Source organism: Janthinobacterium sp. GW821-FHT03A03 (assembly GCF_059421435.1).
This window is the reverse complement of record NZ_JBWKUZ010000002.1, coordinates 219,696-235,633: the sequence shown is the minus strand read 5'-3', so window position 1 is coordinate 235,633 and position 15,938 is coordinate 219,696. Positions and strand designations below refer to the sequence as shown.

The 15,938-nt window shown below is 64.5% G+C and carries 11 protein-coding genes; 5 read left to right on the top strand and 6 right to left on the bottom strand.

Annotation, left to right across the window (positions count from 1 at the left end):
• Positions 1–132 precede the first annotated feature (132 nt).
• The gene (gene fusA / locus AC07VI_RS07595; protein ID WP_086144616.1) at positions 133–2,241 is read left to right on the top strand and encodes an elongation factor G; all 2,109 of its coding nucleotides are present in this window, start codon (positions 133–135) and stop codon (positions 2,239–2,241) included.
• Positions 2,242–2,314: 73 nt separating this feature from the next.
• Here the strand turns inward: fusA and AC07VI_RS07590 are convergent, their stop codons facing one another.
• Genes AC07VI_RS07590 through AC07VI_RS07575 form a run of 4 tightly spaced genes read right to left on the bottom strand, consistent with a single transcriptional unit; the run spans position 2,315 to position 6,953 of the window.
• On the bottom strand, positions 2,315–3,484 hold the full coding sequence (locus AC07VI_RS07590; RefSeq protein WP_492994278.1) for an HlyD family secretion protein: 1,170 nt from the start codon (positions 3,482–3,484) through the stop codon (positions 2,315–2,317).
• 21 nt (positions 3,485–3,505) lie between these two features.
• On the bottom strand, positions 3,506–4,939 hold the full coding sequence (locus AC07VI_RS07585) for an efflux transporter outer membrane subunit (protein WP_086144554.1): 1,434 nt from the start codon (positions 4,937–4,939) through the stop codon (positions 3,506–3,508).
• A gap of 17 nt (positions 4,940–4,956) precedes the next feature.
• Entirely contained in the window at positions 4,957–6,513 is a 1,557-nt protein-coding gene (locus AC07VI_RS07580) for a DHA2 family efflux MFS transporter permease subunit (RefSeq protein WP_492996323.1), read from the bottom strand.
• Positions 6,514–6,518: 5 nt separating this feature from the next.
• Positions 6,519–6,953 (bottom strand): MarR family winged helix-turn-helix transcriptional regulator, encoded by a 435-nt coding sequence (locus AC07VI_RS07575; protein WP_086144556.1) that lies wholly within the window; start codon positions 6,951–6,953, stop codon positions 6,519–6,521.
• A gap of 130 nt (positions 6,954–7,083) precedes the next feature.
• Between AC07VI_RS07575 and AC07VI_RS07570 the strand changes: the two genes are divergently transcribed.
• The 3 genes from AC07VI_RS07570 (at position 7,084) to AC07VI_RS07560 (ending at position 8,631) form a co-directional block, all read left to right on the top strand.
• A complete protein-coding gene (locus tag AC07VI_RS07570; protein ID WP_099419800.1) occupies positions 7,084–7,614 on the top strand; it encodes an SRPBCC family protein in 531 nt (176 codons plus the stop codon).
• A gap of 331 nt (positions 7,615–7,945) precedes the next feature.
• Entirely contained in the window at positions 7,946–8,434 is a 489-nt protein-coding gene (locus AC07VI_RS07565; protein WP_492994275.1) for a hypothetical protein, read from the top strand.
• Positions 8,435–8,487: 53 nt separating this feature from the next.
• Positions 8,488–8,631, top strand: coding sequence for a hypothetical protein (locus AC07VI_RS07560; protein WP_157792312.1), 144 nt, complete (start codon positions 8,488–8,490; stop codon positions 8,629–8,631).
• A 147-nt stretch (positions 8,632–8,778) separates the two neighbouring features.
• Here the strand turns inward: AC07VI_RS07560 and AC07VI_RS07555 are convergent, their stop codons facing one another.
• Entirely contained in the window at positions 8,779–9,687 is a 909-nt protein-coding gene (locus tag AC07VI_RS07555; RefSeq protein WP_492994273.1) for an alpha/beta hydrolase, read from the bottom strand.
• Positions 9,688–9,855: 168 nt separating this feature from the next.
• On the opposite strand from AC07VI_RS07555, the gene AC07VI_RS07550 reads away from it, so the two are divergent.
• A complete protein-coding gene (locus tag AC07VI_RS07550; RefSeq protein WP_253251904.1) occupies positions 9,856–13,056 on the top strand; it encodes a PAS domain-containing protein in 3,201 nt (1,066 codons plus the stop codon).
• Here AC07VI_RS07550 and AC07VI_RS07545 read toward each other — a convergent pair.
• A complete protein-coding gene (locus AC07VI_RS07545; RefSeq protein ID WP_492994271.1) occupies positions 13,053–15,935 on the bottom strand; it encodes a PAS domain-containing protein in 2,883 nt (960 codons plus the stop codon). The two genes, AC07VI_RS07550 and AC07VI_RS07545, sit on opposite strands and share 4 nt — an antisense overlap.
• Positions 15,936–15,938: the final 3 nt, after the last annotated feature.

The following is a 15,938-nucleotide window of genomic DNA, read 5'->3' as shown; positions in this document are numbered from 1 at the left end:
TAGCCTCCGTGCGCCTGGCGTGCGCGCGCGTTTCCCTGTTGTACGCATGGTAAAAACCGTTCACCCGTGCCGTCCAAATCGATGTCTGCTACACTGGAAAACCGGGTACCGGGGCTAGCCATGGAGATTGTGATGACCCGCAAAACACCTATCGAGCGCTACCGCAACATCGGCATCAGCGCCCATATCGACGCCGGCAAGACCACCACCACCGAGCGCATCCTTTTCTACACGGGGGTCAACCACAAGATCGGCGAAGTGCACAACGGCGCCGCCACCATGGACTGGATGGAGCAGGAGCAGGAACGGGGCATCACCATCACCTCGGCCGCCACCACGGCGTTCTGGAAAGGCATGGCCGGCAACTTCCCCGAACACCGCATCAACATCATCGACACGCCCGGCCACGTGGACTTCACGATCGAGGTGGAGCGCTCGATGCGCGTGCTCGACGGCGCCGTGATGGTCTACGACGCCGTCGGCGGCGTGCAGCCGCAATCGGAAACCGTCTGGCGCCAGGCCAACAAATACCATGTGCCGCGCATCGCCTTCATCAACAAGATGGACCGGGTGGGCGCCGATTTCCTGCGCGTGCGCAAGCAGATTGCCGAGCGCCTGAAGGGCGTGGCCGTGCCCATCCAGCTGCCCATCGGTGCCGAAGAGCACTTCACGGGCGTCATCGACCTGCTGAAAATGCGCGCCATCACCTGGGACGACGCCAGCCAGGGCGTGCAGTTCAGCTATGGCGAGATTCCCGCCGCCTTGCTGGCGCAGGCGCAGGAATGGCATGAGCACCTGGTCGAGCACGCGGCCGAGGCCACGACGGAGATGACGGAGCGCTACCTGAACGGCGACACCTTCACGGAAGCGGAACTGAAACAGGCCTTGCGCGCGCGCACCATCCGCAATGAGATCGTGCCCATGCTGTGCGGCAGCGCCTTTAAAAACAAGGGCGTGCAGGCGATGCTGGACGCCGTCATCGAATACCTGCCGTCGCCCATGGAAGTGCCGCCCATCATGGGCCATGACGAGCACGACAACGAGGTGGAGCGCCATCCGGCCGACGACGAGCACTTTTCGGCCCTGGCCTTCAAGATCATGACGGACCCCTTTGTGGGGCAGCTGACGTTCTTCCGCGTGTATTCGGGCGTGGTCAATTCGGGCGACATGGTCTACAACCCCACCAAGAGCGCGCGCGAGCGCCTGGGGCGCATCCTGCAGATGCATGCGAACGAGCGCAAGGAAATCAAGGAAGTGTATGCGGGCGACATCGCCGCCGCCGTGGGCCTGAAAGCCGTCACCACGGGAGATACCCTGTGCGCCATCGACCACATCATCGTGCTGGAAAAGATGATCTTCCCGGAACCCGTGATTTCCCAGGCCGTGGAACCGAAAACCAAGCCGGACCAGGAAAAGATGGGCATCGCCCTGAACCGCCTGGCGCAGGAAGACCCGTCGTTCAGGGTGCATACGGACGAGGAATCGGGCCAGACCATCATGTCGGGCATGGGAGAACTGCACCTGGAAATTTTAGTCGACCGCATGCGGCGCGAATTCGGCGTGGAAGCCAATGTCGGCAAGCCCCAGGTGGCCTACCGCGAAACCATCACGCGCGCGGTGGAAGATATCGAGGGCAAGTTCGTCAAGCAGTCTGGCGGACGGGGCCAGTACGGCCACGTGGTGCTGAAACTCGAACCGCTGGAGCCGGGCACGGGCTACCAGTTCGTCGACGCGATCAAGGGCGGCGTCGTGCCGCGCGAATTCATTCCCGCCGTCGACAAGGGCATCATCGAAACCCTCAAATCGGGCGTGCTGGCCGGCTACCCGGTCGTCGACGTCAAGGCGACCTTGACGTTCGGCTCCTACCACGACGTCGATTCGAATGAAAACGCCTTCCGCATGGCCGGCTCCATCGCCTTCAAGGACGGCATGCGCAAGGCCCATCCCGTGCTGCTGGAACCGATGATGCAGGTGGAGGCGGAAACGCCGGAAGAATTCATGGGCAACGTCATGGGCGACCTGACGGCCCGGCGCGGCATGGTGCAGGGCGTCGACGACATCCCCGGCGGCGCGGGGCGCATCGTCAAGGCCCTGGTGCCGCTGGCCGAAATGTTCGGCTATTCCACCACCTTGCGTTCGCTGACCCAGGGCCGCGCCACCTACACGATGGAGTTCAAGCACTATGCGGCCGTGCCCAAGCATATATTGGACCAGGTGGCGGCGGCGGGGAAGGCGAAGTAAACGTAATCAAACCCGAATGGCAAATGCGGGGGGCGTACCCTGCAGGGTACGGCCCCAGTCGTCGCAGTTGGGTTTAGTGTGCGAGGTTTTGCGCAATAATCGCATCGGCCATCTTCTCCGCCTCATCCACGGGCTGGCGCAGCGCGCTGGTCGTGTAGACGGCGGACGCCGCCATCGGCTGGTCCAGGGTCGCCCCTTCGCCATGGCTGGTATCGACCGTCACCGTGGTCGACAGGCCGATGCGCAGCGGGTGGGCGGCCAGTTCCTTCGGGTCCAGCGTGATGCGCACGGGCACGCGCTGCACCACCTTGATCCAGTTGCCCGTGGCGTTTTGCGCCGGCAGCAGCGAAAACGCGCTGCCCGTGCCGGCCGACATGCCCAGCACCTTGCCGTGGTAGACCACCTTGCTGCCATACAAGTCCGTTTCGATCGTTGCCGCCTGGCCGACACGGATATTGCGCAATTCGGACTCCTTGAAGTTCGCATCGACCCATAATTGATCGAGCGGCACGATGGACATCAGCGGCGTGCCCGGCGTCACGTGCGACCCCAGCTGCACGCTGCGCTTGGCCACATAGCCCGAGACGGGCGCGACGACGGCGTTGCGGCGCACGGCCAGCCAGGCCTGCAGCACGTCGCCCCTGGCCGACAGCACGGCCGGATGGCTGGCCAGGCTCACGCCCGCCACGCCCGATTTGGCCGATTCGGCCTGGCGCTGGGCCACGGCCAGGGCCGCCTTGGCGTCGTCGACGGCCTGTTTCGCATGAACAAGATCTTCGCCCGAGATCGTGTGGTCCAGCGCCAGCGGCGCGCGGCGGGCCAGGTTACCCTGCGCCGTGGCCAGCGCCAGGCGGCGCTGCTCGATGACGGCGTCGTACTGCGCCACGCTGGCATAGCGTTCGCGCTCCTGGCGCACGACGTTGCCCAGGCGTGCCTGCGCCTGGCTCAGGGCCAGGTCCGCATCGATGGCGTTCAGGGTGATCAGCGGTGCGCCCGCCTTGACCATCTGCGTCTCGTCGGCGCGGATGGCGTCGACATTGCCCGTCACTTGGGCGGACAGGGTGACCAGGTTGCCGCCCACGTAGGCGTTGTCCGTCACTTCCTCCCTGGACAGCACCAGTTGATAGTAGGCCGTCCAGGCGGCGCCGGCCACGAGAAAGGCGGCCGTGATGGCGATCAGGACGGCCTTGCGCCTGCCCGGCTGTTCGTTTTGGGTGGTCGTTGCTGTGGTATCGCTGCTCATGATGTGTTCCGTAATCGTTTGTTATTGTTTCGTCGTCGTGGCGGCAAAGTCGCTGCTGCCCCGGTAGCCGCCACCCAGTGCCACGGTCAGGTTGATTTCCGCGTCCTGGCGCTGGTTTTGCAGCTGCATGCCCAGGTCCACCTGGCCGCGCACGGTCATTTCCGCATTGATCTGCGTGGCGCGGTCGGCCAGACCTTGTTTCAGGCGGGCATTGGCGTTGCGCAGCTGCGCTTCGCTGGCGCGCAGGTTTTCCTGCTGCAGCCGCAGCTGGTTTTCCACGCCCTGCACCCTGGCGCCCGCCTGGGCCACGTCGCGCACGACGTTGTAGACGTTCTGGTTGTAGTCGGCGATCAGCTCGTTGCGTTCGCTGCGCGCGCCGGCAAGCTGCGCCTGCAGGCGGCCGCTGTCGAACAGGGGGAGCGAGAGCGCCGGGCCGATGAACAGGGTGCGGCTGCCGGACTCAAGCAGCTTGCCCAGCGTGATCGCATCGAGGCCGAACGAAGCGCCCAGGTCGATATCGGGGTAGAACGCCGCCTGCGCCGCCTCGATCTTGCTCATGGCTGCCTGCACTCGCCAGCGGGCCGCCTGCAAGTCGGGCCGGCGCGCCAGCAATTCCATGCCCAGCTTGCCGGGCAGCGCATGCGGCAGCGCCTGGCCAACCTTTGGCTGCAGGCTGGCCAGCGCCGAACTGTCGCCGCCGACGAGGGCGCGCAAGGCTTCGCGTTCCGTGACGACCTGCGTCTCCAGCAGGGCGATCTGCTGCTGCAGCAGGCTCAGGCGTGTTTGCGCGGACAGATGGTCGTCGCTGACGCCCAGGCCGTTGGCGATGCGCTTTTCCTTGTCCCGCACCAGTTGCTGCTGCAGTTGCACCAGCGCATGCAGGTTGTCCATGCGCGCCCAGCCGTTTTGCATGCTGAAGTAGCGGCGGGCGATCTCGGCCGCCAGCATCTGTTCCGCCATCGCGTATTCGGCGCGCCGCGCATTGACTTCACCGAGGCTGGCGGCGATCTGCGCCTTGTGCCTGCCCCACCAGTCCAGGTCGTAATGGGCTTGCACGCCCACCGTGATTTCATTGTAATAATTGCCGCCGATGGGGGCGGGCATCAGGCCGTTGCCCGAATAGCGCTGGCGGCTGGTATTCGCGCTGGCATCTACCCTGGGGCCGCGCTGCGCGTGCTGGGCGTCAAACGCGGACAGGGCCGAGCCGATGCGGGCGTTCGCCACCGCCAGGTTCGGGCTGGCGGACAGCGCCTGTTCGATCAATTGATTGAGCTGATCGTCGTGGAACTGGCGCCACCACCGGGCGGCGGGCCAGCCTTCGCTGGCCAGGCGGATGTCGGCCGCCAATTGCACGGTGGCCAGGTCTTGCTGCGGCAACTGTTGCGTGTCGGGCGCCATGCTGGCGCAGCCGGCCAGGGACAGACTTAGCGCCAGGACGCTGAGGGAGAGTTTCATCGGTGTGTGCATGAGGGTTATTCCATGGCCGCGTGGTCGACGACGACGGGCGCATTCTTCTTTGGTGGTTTGATCAGGAGCAAAAGCGGCAGCACGAGGATGGTCAGCCACATCATCAGCCAGAAGTCGTCGAGGTAGGCGATCATCGACGCCTGGCGCGTGATTTCGCCATTCAGGGCCGCCACGCCCGTGCTCGTGCCCAGGTTGAACACCTGGGCGATGGCGGGGTCATGCAGGGCCGGGTTGGCAATATTGATGTGTTCAGTCAGGGAGGCATGGGCGATCTGCGTATTGCGCACCAACAAGGTTTGCACGAGGGCGATGCCGATGCTGCTGCCGATATTGCGCACCAGGCTGTAGATGGCCGTGCCTTCGGCCCGCATCTGCGGCGACAGGGTGGCGAACGTGGCCGCGCTCAGCGGCACGAAGACGAGGCCCAGGCCGATGCCCTGGATGATGCCGTTCCACACGACCGTCTTCGGCACCAGGTCCAAGGTGAAATTGGCCATCTGCCACAGCGAGAACGCGGTAATCGAAAAGCCCGTGGCCAGCAGGATGCGCATATCGATCTTGCCCGTGAGCTTGCCGACGATCAGCATGGCCAGCATCGTGCCCAGGCCGCTGGGCGCAGTCACCAGGCCGGCAATGGCCGCCGGGTAATGCATCAAGCCTTGCAGCATGGACGGCGTCAGCGCGCGGGTGGCGAACAGCACCATGCCGACGATGAAGATGAACAGCAAGCCGCTCACATAGTTCGAGTTTTTCAGCAGGCGGTAGTCGAGGAAGGACTTGCCGGCCGGGCGCAGGGCCGTGTGGGCGATGAAGTAACACAGGCTCATGGCCAGCACGATGGCTTCGATCCATGTTTCCGTGGAAGAAAACCAGTCGTTCTGCTCGCCCCGGTCCAGCAGCATCTGCAGCGCGCCGATGGACAGGCTCAGCGTCGCAAAGCCGAACAGGTCGAAGTGCATGCGGCGGTTGGGCAGGTCCTTGCGGATGTAGCGCCAGATGCCATAGAAGGCCATGGCGCCGATGGGGATGTTGATGAAGAAGACCCAGCGCCAGCTGTAGCTGTCCGTCAGCCAGCCGCCCAAGGTCGGTCCCAGGATGGGGCCTATCATCACGCCCATGCCCCAGATGGCCATGGCCGAGCCGTGCTTTTCGCGCGGATTGATATCGAGCAAGACGGCCTGCGACAGCGGCACCAGGGCCGCGCCGAACACGCCTTGCAGCAAACGGGCGGCGACGATCTCGGACAGCGTGCCGGACAGGCCGCACAGCACGGAGGCGAGCGTGAAGCCGGCCACGGAAACAAGAAAGGTGTTTTTCTGGCCGAAATGGTCGCACAGCCAGCCCGTCAGGGGCGTGGCGATGGCGGCGGCGACGATGAACGAGGTCAGGACCCAGGTGATCTGGTCCTGCGAGGCGGAAAGGCTGCCCTGCATGTGGGGCAGGGCGACGTTGGCGATGGTGCCGTCGAGCGCCTGGATGATGGTGGCGAGCATGATCGAAATGGTGATCATGCGCCGGTTCAGGCTGGGGTCTTGCGAAGCAGGCAAGGATGCGGCCGTCATGGTCGTCACGCAAACTTCTCCGTCGCCGCCTGCAGCGCTTCCAGCAGTTCGGTGGCGGCGCGCAGTTGATCGGGATCAATGCCCTGCAGCAGTTCCTTGCGGAAGCCGTCCGCTTCCTTGCGCACGGTCTCATACACCTGCAGCCCCGCTTGCGTCAGTATCACCAGTTTGACGCGGCGGTCCGTTTCCGACGGCTGGCGCTGCACGAAGCCCGATTTCGCGAGCCGGTCCAGCATCGACACCATGGTGGGGTTTTCCACGCCCAGCTGGTGCGCCAGTTCGCTTTGCGAGGGCGGCTGCGGCGACTTGGCGATCATGGCGATGCACATCCAGCTCGCTTGCCCCAGGTCCAGGTCTTTCAGGCGCCGGTCGATGGCATGGCGCCAGCCGCGCGCCGTCTTGTGGAGCGCGGCGGAAAAGCGCTCTTCGATAGAAATCATAAGGTGAGTCGTCTAATGGTTAGGTATCTAACTAATATTTTAGCATGCTGGTTTGGCAGGCGTACAGGCCTTTCCGTTTGCTGGCGCCGCTGGTACATTAACAGTCAGCCCACTACCATCAGGAGACAGCATGACGACGGAAAAGCAGAAGCAGGACGGCCAGCACCGCGACAGCAGCGACTTTGTCATCACGCAAACCTTCGACGCGCCGCGCGAACTGGTGTTCCAGTCGTGGGTGGAGCCCGAGCGCCTGGCCCAATGGTGGGGCCCCGTCGGCTTCGAATTGAGCGTGCTGGCGCTGGACTTGCGGCCCGGCGGCGTCTTCCACTACGGCATGCGCGCCGACAATGGCTATGAGATGTGGGGCAAGTTCACCTATCAGGCCATTGAAGCGCCGGAAAGGATCGTCTCGATCTTGTCATTCGCCGACAAGCAGGGCAATGCCGTGCAGCACCCGGTCAGCGCGACGTGGCCATTGGAATCGTTCAATGTCATGACCCTGACGGAAGAAAACGGCAAGACGACGATGACTTTGCGGTCCACGCCGCACAAGGCTACCGAGGAGCAGCATGAGACTTTTGTGGAAGGACATGAGTCGATGACGCAGGGGTTCAAGGCTACTTTCGCCCAGCTGGCCCAGTACCTGGCGCGTGTTCAGTGAGCGTATTGTTTTGAACGGCGGGCCAGAGCCGCGGGCCTGAGAAAATGCCCATGGCTGCGTTGCTTGGGCTCGCCGTACATGCGTACTGTCTTCGCCCGCGCGCCTTGCCCTGGCCATTTTTCAGGCCCGCTGGGCCCGGGGAGCCTTGGTTTGAGGCGCGGGCGGGTTCTTGCTGTCGTTGTCTGCTCGCAAAGGCGCGGCCTGCCCAAACCGCGGCACTATTGTTCACTGGAAGAATGACTCTGGTCATTATCAACCATCGGAGACAATGGCATGTTATGCCAAATTGCCACTAGGGCTATTTCTGAAATATTGAAGGCCGGAGGTTTGCATGAATAACCAAACTAAACTTGAAGCCAAGCTCAAGAGTTTAGCATCGGAGGATGCTGCAAGCTATCTTATGGAGACTTTACCAATAGAAGCTGAGAACTACGGTGAAGCTTTTAAAGTTATGGGCCATCGTTCATGGAAGAAAAATGATCAATTGCGCTTGGCTCGTTTTTACCTCAAGAAGATCCCGTTCGCCAACTCGAAACCATATGAAGTATTTGCTTCATTCATGTCTTTGCCAAATTTAATTTCCGTCGTGAAGGAAGTTGTAACAAAGAAGCCCAATGATTCTGATTTGCTCGTTTATTATGTGACGCCAGTTTTAAGGCATAGTATTAAAACGGAAAGGGATCGCGGTCTTGTTGAAAAATTTATAGTTGAATTGAATTCCAGGCCACGAGTGGCGATCGAAATGGGTGGCGGACAATCTCAGCCGGTAAGTGCGCGGCCTTCATTTGCAACGATGAGCGTTAATTCGTTGAAGCGATGATTGTTGTAGGACAGATGTTTGATAAAAACCTTTGCTTCATCCCATGAAAGGTTTTGAACGACATGTCCACTATTGCAACCTTCAAAGTAAATGACGGGAGGACGGTGCGTGCCGCTCTTATCGTCATCGAACGCAGTGGTTTGCATGAACAACTCGTACCAGTGGCCATCATCAGCATCAAAGCAAAAGCCATATGATCCACCGTCCCGATAAATATCCGCGTCCCAAATTTTCACTACTCTCATGTTGTAAAACTTTCGTTCTGACGCTATACGCTATTCCTTCTGATTGTAACTGATCCCACAGCACATGCGGGGTGAGGTTTGAGGTGGATGCTGCCCCATTTACTGCACCTTTCCGCCCGCCATCCCCAGCATCTGCCGAATCACCGGCAAAATCATCCCCCAGGCATTCGACGTCGCCGCAATCTCGTCATAATGGCTTGCCCCAGGCAAGATCAGCACCTCCGCATGGTCGCCGGCCAGCTTGGCCCTGGCCGCGTAGTCGTGCGCCACGCGGGGAGGGGAGATCGTGTCGAGCTCGCCCGTGGCCAGCACGGTGCGGCTGCCGTTGGGGATCAGGTCGGCGGCGTTGGTGTCGCTGTAGATGTCGGGGCGCTCGGTGCTGGCGCTGCCTGCCAGTTGCGCGATGTCGCGCTCGCAGCTGCTCTTGATCAAGTCTTTCTCGTGGCGCAGGTCGGCCAGGCCGCCCAGGCTCAGGATATTTTTTACTGGCAAGTACTTGTCGCGGTACAGGGGGCTGGTCTTTGGCAGCTTTTCCCTGCCGGCGATCCATTGCACCAGCTGGCCGCCGGCCGAGTGGCCCATGGCGACGATGCGGTTTACGTCCAGCTGGTACTGGGGCGCATGCTGCTGCAGGCTGTCGAGCGCCGCGTGCATGTCTTCGTAGGTGCCCGGATAGCCGCCCCCTTCTTCGTCCACCCGGCGGTACTCCACGTTCCACACGGCGATGCCTTGCGCGGCGAGGGCGCCGGCCACGCTGCGCATCTGCCCGATGCCGCCGAAGGCCACCGTCCAGCAGCCGCCATGCACGAGCACGACGACGGGGAACGGTCCCGTGCCTGCGGGCCGGAACAGCTGCGCGTATTGCGACGGCGCGGGGCCATAGGCGAACTGCGCCGTGGGGGCGGGGCCGTCCAGGGCTAGGTAGTCGTCGAGGCTCATGGGGGCGGCGACGGTGCCTTGGACGGAGGCGAGCAGGGCGGTGGCGATCAGGGAGGGGGACATGGTCATGGAGGCTGGTGCTTGAGAGGATGGCAACACTCTAGCATAGGCATATCGCTCTGGAACAGGGCGCGGCGGCGGGGCGCGCAATAATATAAAACGCTGTGCCATCTGCCTCTCAAAAAAGTGTTGCCCCATGGTATATTCCGGGGCATCAGTTATCCGCTTATCGACACGGTGCACGCAAACAACATCATCACATTGCTGGACGCCGAGCATAGCGCGCTGGGGAGCATTGCGGCAGGCGTCGACCTGGCCCATGCACTGGAACACCTGTTGCTGGCGCTGCAAGAACTGGCCGAGGGCGGCGCGCAGGCCTGCCTGGTGCTCATTGACGAGGCCGACCGCTTTTGCGGCTTGTCCGCGCCCGGCCTGCCGCAAGACCTGTGCCTGGCCCTGCGTCACGGCGGCGAGCAGCCGTCACCGTTCAGTACGGCGGCCTTTTCCGGCGCCCCCGTGTATTGCGGCGACATCACGCGCGACGTGCACTGGAGCGCGGGGCGCAAGGAAGCCCTGCTGCACGGCTACCGCGCCTGCTGGGTTGCGCCCGTGTTCGGCGCCAGGGGGCATGTCCTGGGCGTGCTGGGCCTGCTGTTCCAGGCGACTTGCCATCCCACCCAGCCCGAAATCGAACTGCTGGCGCTGGCCGCGCGCGTGGCCGCCCATGTCATCGAGCGGGGCCAGCTGGAAAAAGCCCTGCACGACAGCCGCGAACACTTTCATTACGCCATCGAGCTGAACACGCAGGTGCTGTGGACGGCCGACCTCGACGGCAAGCTCGACTATGTGGCGCAGCGCTGGCGCGACTGGACGGGCTGCAGCGGCCTGGGCAGCAGCTGGCTGGAAGCCATCCATGCCGAGGACGTGCCCCGCGCATTGGCGGCGTGGAGCGAAGCGGTGGGCAGCGGCCAGCCCCTGGACCAGGAAATGCGCGTGCGCCGGCAGGACGGCCGCTACCGCTGGGTGCATTCGCGCGCCTATTGCCGGAAGGATGAATCGGGCCAGCCCGTGAAATGGTACGGTTCCTGCGAGGATATCGACGAACACTGGCAGGCGCGCAATGCCTTGCTCGACAGCGAAGCGCAGTTCCGTTCGCTGGCCTCGACCATGCCCAACCAGGCCTGGCTGGCGCATGGCAACGGCGCTACCTACTGGGTCAACGAACAGGTTTGCGCCTACACGGGCCAGACCATGAAGTCGCTCGTCTCCAGCGGCTTTCGCCAGTGCGTACATCCGGACGACTTGCTGGCCACGCAGAAAAGCTGGGAACAGGCCGTCGCCAGCGCCAGCGCCTACGAACACGAATTTCGCATGCGCCGCGCCAGCGACGGCGCCTACCGCTGGTTCCTGGCGCGCGCCTTGCCCCTGTTCGACGAGGCGGGCAAGGTGCTGCGCTGGGTCGGCACGAACACGGACGTGCAGGAACAGAAGAACGTGCTGGAGCGGATGGCTTACCTGAATTCCTCGCTGGAACTGGAAATGGCCAACCGCACGGCCGACCGCGACCGCATGTGGCGGCTGTCCACCGACATCATGCTGGTGGCGGACCTGGCCGGCATGATCATCGCCGTCAATCCCGCCTGGAGCAAGATCCTCGACCGCCCGGAAGTCGAATCGCTGGGCATGGACTTCATCAGCCTCGTGCATCACGAAGACCGCATGGCGGCCCTGCAGGACCTGTCGCGCCTGGCCCACGGCGCGCCCACCTTGCGCATGGAAAACCGCTACCGGCGCCGCGACGGCGGCTACCGCTGGATTTCCTGGACGGCCGTGCCGGCGCAAAAGCTGATCCACGCCATCGGCCGCGACGTTACCGATGAAAAAGAGGCGCGATTGGCGCTGGTGCGCAGCGAGCAGGCCTTGTTGCAGGCGCAAAAGCTCGAATCGATCGGCAAGCTGACGGGCGGCGTGGCCCACGATTTCAACAACGTGCTGCAGATTATCTCGGGCAACCTGCAGCTGCTGAAACTGACGGTGGCCGACAACCCGCAGGCGGCGCAGCGCCTCGATTCGGCCGCCTCGGCCGTGGAACGGGGCGCCAAGCTGTCGTCGCAGCTGCTGGCGTTTGCGCGGCGTCAACCGTTGAAGCCGCTGGTGACGGACCTGGGCCATTTGCTGCGCCGCATGCATGAACTGATCCGCCGCGCGCTGGGCGAAGATATCTCCGAGGAAACCTTCATCAGCGACGGCCTGTGGCATACCCTGGTCGACCCGAACCAGATGGAGAACGTCTTGCTGAACATGGCCATCAATGCGCGCGACGCGATGGACAAGGGCGGCCGACTGACCTTTACATTGAGCAATGTCACGCTCGACGCCGACTACGCGAGCCGGCACGCCGACGTGCTCGAGGGCCAGTACGTGCTGCTGACCATCACGGACACGGGCCACGGCATGGAGCGCGACGTGATCGAGCAGATCTTCGAACCGTTCTTCACGACCAAGCGCGAAGGCGAGGGCACGGGCCTGGGCCTGTCCATGGCCTACGGCTTCATCCGCCAGAGCGCGGGCCACATCAGGGTGCACAGCGCGCCGGGCGCCGGCACGACCTTCAAGATTTACCTGCCCCGTTCGCTGGAAAAACTGGCCGAGCCGCCGCCTGGCCTGAGCGGGCCCGTGCTGGGCGGCGGCGAAACCATCCTCGTGGTGGAAGATGATGCTCCCGTGCAACATACGGTGGTCGACATGCTGCGCGGCCTCGGCTACGAGGTGCTGCATGCGGATGACGGCGCCGCGGCCCTGGCCCTGCTGGGCACGGGCGTGGCCGTCGACCTGCTGTTTACGGACGTGGTCATGCCCGGCCCCGTCAGCAGCAAGGAACTGGCGCAGCAGGCGCGGCTGCTGCTGCCGGAGCTGGCCGTGCTGTTTACCTCGGGCTACACGCACAACGCCATCATGCAGGGCGGGCGGCTGGACCCGGGCGTCGAGCTGCTGAGCAAGCCGTACCGGCGCGAAGACCTGGCGCGGCGCATCCGCTACCTGCTGGCCGACCGCCGCCTGGTGGGCGCGCCCGACCCGTCCGGCCGGCGCATCCTGCTGGTGGAAGACAACGACGACGCGCGCGAAATGACCACCGAGATGCTCAACATGCTGGGCCACACCGTGCATGGCGTGGCCAGCGCGGAGGCGGCCATGCCGCTGCTGGCCATGCCGGGCCTGGACGTGCTGGTGACGGATATCAGCCTGCCCACCATGTCCGGCCTGGAACTGGCGCGCCATGCGCGCGCGCACTGGCCGCGGCTGGATGTGGTGTTTGCTTCCGGGCATGACTGGGGCGCCAGCCTGATGCAGGACGCCAGCGCGCGCTTCCTGCGCAAGCCGTTCAGCCTGGAAGAGCTGGCGACGGCGCTCAAGGCGCGCGGGCTGGAAGTGTACTAGGCAGGCGGCAGCAAGGCTTGCTGCAATTGTTCAATTGTAAAGGGCTTGACGAGAAAGCGCGCGCGCGGGTCGCTGACGCCGGAATTGGCGGGCGCGTGGCCCGTGGAAAACACCACTTCCAGCTGCGGATGGTCGCGCGCCGCCACGGCGGCCAGCTCGACGCCCGACATCCGTGGCAGGCTGATATCGGTCAATAGCAGCTGCAGCCCCGGCGCGCCCAGCAGGGGCAAGGCTGCCTCGGCCGTGCCGACGGCTTGCACGGCGTGTCCCAGCATGGCCAGCAGTTCGGCCGTCATGGCGCGCGCGTCGTCGTTGTCTTCCACCAGCAGGATATGGCGTCCGCCCGGCCGTCCCCCGGGCTGCGCGGACGCGCTCGCCTGCGGCGCCAGCTGGGCGCGGTACTGGTGCAGGGCCGTCACGTGCCGCCTGTTGGCCAGCAAATGGCGGATGCGCCGCGCCAGGTCTTCGCGCCGGTACGGCTTGCTGAGCAGCTCGACGCCCGGCTCCAGCCGCCCGCCCTGCATGATGGCGTCCTGCGTGTAGCCCGAGGTAAACAGCACCGCCAGTCCCGGCAGCAGCAGCCTGGCCTGGCGCGCCAGTTCCGTGCTGGCCACCTTGCCCGGCATCACCACGTCCGTAAATAGCAGGTCGATGGGCACCCCGCTGGCGATGATGTTCAGCGCGCTTTCGCCATCGCCGGCCCGCAGCACGAAGTAGCCAAGGCCGCGCAGCATGTCGACCACCGTCGTCTGCACCTGCAGGTCGTCTTCCACGACGAGGATGGTTTCCTTGCCGCCCAGCACGGGACCATCGAGCTGCAGCGGCAGCTCCGTTTCCGCCTCGAGCGAGCGCGGCAGGTAGATGCGGAAGGTGCTGCCATGGCCGGGCACGCTGTCCACGGTCAGGTGGCCGCCGCTCTGGCGCAGGAAGCCGTACGCCATGCTCAAACCCAGGCCCGTGCCTTCGCCTTCGCGCTTGGTGGTGAAGAACGGTTCGAAGATCTTGTCCAGCAGCTCGGGCGCGATGCCCGTGCCCGTGTCCGAGATGGCCAGCTGCACGTAGTCGCCGGGCGCCACGTCCGCATGGCGCGCGGCGTAGCCGTCGTCCAGCACAATGTTGCCCAGTTCGATGGTCAGCTGGCCCTGGCCGGCCATGGCGTCGCGCGCATTGATGGCCAGGTTGAGGATGACGTTTTCCAGCTGGTGCGGGTCGACCAGGGCGCGCCAGCAGTCGTCGGCCAGCAGCATACGCGTGTCGATGCTTTCGCCCGTGGCGCGCCGCAGCAGGTCTTCCGTGGCGCGCAGCAGCTGCGCCAGGTCCGTCACCAGCGGTTTTAACGGCTGACGCCGCGCAAACGCCAGCAGCTGGGCCGACAGCTTGGCGCCCCGTTCCACGGCGGCCGTGGCGCTGGCGATGCGCCTGGCGGCCAGCGGGTCGCCGTCCAGCGTCATTTGCAGCAGCTGCAAATTGCCCGAGATAATTTGCAGCACGTTGTTGAAATCATGGGCCACGCCGCCCGTCAGCTTGCCCAGCGCTTCGAGCTTTTGCGATTGCAGCAGGGCCATTTCGCTGTGGCGCAACGATTCCTGCATGCGGCGCAAGCTGCTTTCCGCTTCCTTTTCCAGCGTGATGTGGCGGCCCGTGGCGAACACCAGGTCGCCTTCGATGGCCGCCACCCACGACAGCCAGCGGTGGCCGCCGTCGCGGTGGCGGTAGCGGTTTTCAAAGCTGGGCATGGATTCCTTGCTCACCTGCAACAGGGCCTGGCGCGTGGCGGGAGCATCCTCGGGCAGCACGAAGTCGAACACGCTGCGGCCCAGCATTTCCTCGGGCAGCCAGCCGAGGATGGCGGCCGAGGCCGGGTTGACGGCGGCAAAGCAGTAATCGGCGTCGACGGCCACCATCAGGTCTTGCGCGCTGCGCCACAGCCGCTCGCGCTCGCTGTTGCGCGCGGCCAGGTCCGCTTCCAGCTTCTTTTCCACGGTGATGTCGCGGGCGCTGCAATACACCTTGTCGCCTTCGGGCACGGCCACCCACGACAGCCAGTGCCAGCCGCCCAGCTTGTGGCGGTAGCGGTTCTCGAAGCGCAGGGCCGGCTGGCCCTGGCTGGCCGCTTCCCAGGCCGCATACGTGCGCGGCAAGTCGTCCGGGTGGATCAGGTCGAGGAATTTGGTGCTGCGGATTTCCTCCGCCGACCAGCCCAGGGTTGCTTGCCAGGCGGGATTCGTGTGTTCGAAATAGCCGTCCAGCTTGAGCACGCCCAGCAAATCGGGGCTGACGTTCCAGGTGCGGCCGAATTCGCGCGTGCGCTCGGCCACCTGGTGTTCCACGCTGGCACTGAGCAGGCGCAGCTGTTCTTGCGCCTGGGCCCGCAGGATGGTCGACCAGACCCGTTCCGACACTTGCACGGCCAGTTCGATCTCGTCCGCATGCCACAGGCGCGCCGCGCGGCTGTGCACGACGAACAGGGCGGCCAGCTGGCCGTCCTTGGCGATGGGAATGTTCAGGAAGGCGCGGATGCCCAGCCGCGTAAACGTCGGCAGGGCGGCCGGCAGGGCCGTGCGCGGGTCGCTGGCGACGTCGCTGACGGCGATGGCCAGTCCGGCGGCCAGCGCATCGGCCAGGCCGGCGGCATAGTCGCCAAGGAAATACTCGCCGGCCGCGCCCGGCGCCAGGCCATCGCTCCACGCATGCCGCAGGGTAGGGCATTGCAGGGTCTGGCCGATGTCGAAGCAGGCCACCTGCTGCGCGCCCAGGCGCTGGCCCAGCAGCTGCGCCGACAGGCTGAGGATCTCGCCCGTGTCGTGCAGCAGCCGCAGCCGCCGTTCCAGTTGCAGCAAAAAAGCCACGCCGCCCGCGCTGGTGCCGTGCTTGCTCATGCC

Excerpts from the sequence above, each read along its gene's own strand:
- fusA (WP_086144616.1), top strand. The coding sequence starts at position 133 with ATGACCCGCAAAACACCTATCGAGCGCTACCGCAACATCGGCATCAGC.
- AC07VI_RS07590 (WP_492994278.1), bottom strand. The coding sequence starts at position 3,484 with ATGAGCAGCGATACCACAGCAACGACCACCCAAAACGAACAGCCGGGC.
- AC07VI_RS07585 (WP_086144554.1), bottom strand. The coding sequence starts at position 4,939 with ATGAAACTCTCCCTCAGCGTCCTGGCGCTAAGTCTGTCCCTGGCCGGC.
- AC07VI_RS07580 (WP_492996323.1), bottom strand. The coding sequence starts at position 6,513 with ATGACGGCCGCATCCTTGCCTGCTTCGCAAGACCCCAGCCTGAACCGG.
- AC07VI_RS07575 (WP_086144556.1), bottom strand. The coding sequence starts at position 6,953 with ATGATTTCTATCGAAGAGCGCTTTTCCGCCGCGCTCCACAAGACGGCG.
- AC07VI_RS07570 (WP_099419800.1), top strand. The coding sequence starts at position 7,084 with ATGACGACGGAAAAGCAGAAGCAGGACGGCCAGCACCGCGACAGCAGC.
- AC07VI_RS07565 (WP_492994275.1), top strand. The coding sequence starts at position 7,946 with ATGAATAACCAAACTAAACTTGAAGCCAAGCTCAAGAGTTTAGCATCG.
- AC07VI_RS07555 (WP_492994273.1), bottom strand. The coding sequence starts at position 9,687 with ATGACCATGTCCCCCTCCCTGATCGCCACCGCCCTGCTCGCCTCCGTC.
- AC07VI_RS07545 (WP_492994271.1), bottom strand. The coding sequence starts at position 15,935 with ATGAGCAAGCACGGCACCAGCGCGGGCGGCGTGGCTTTTTTGCTGCAA.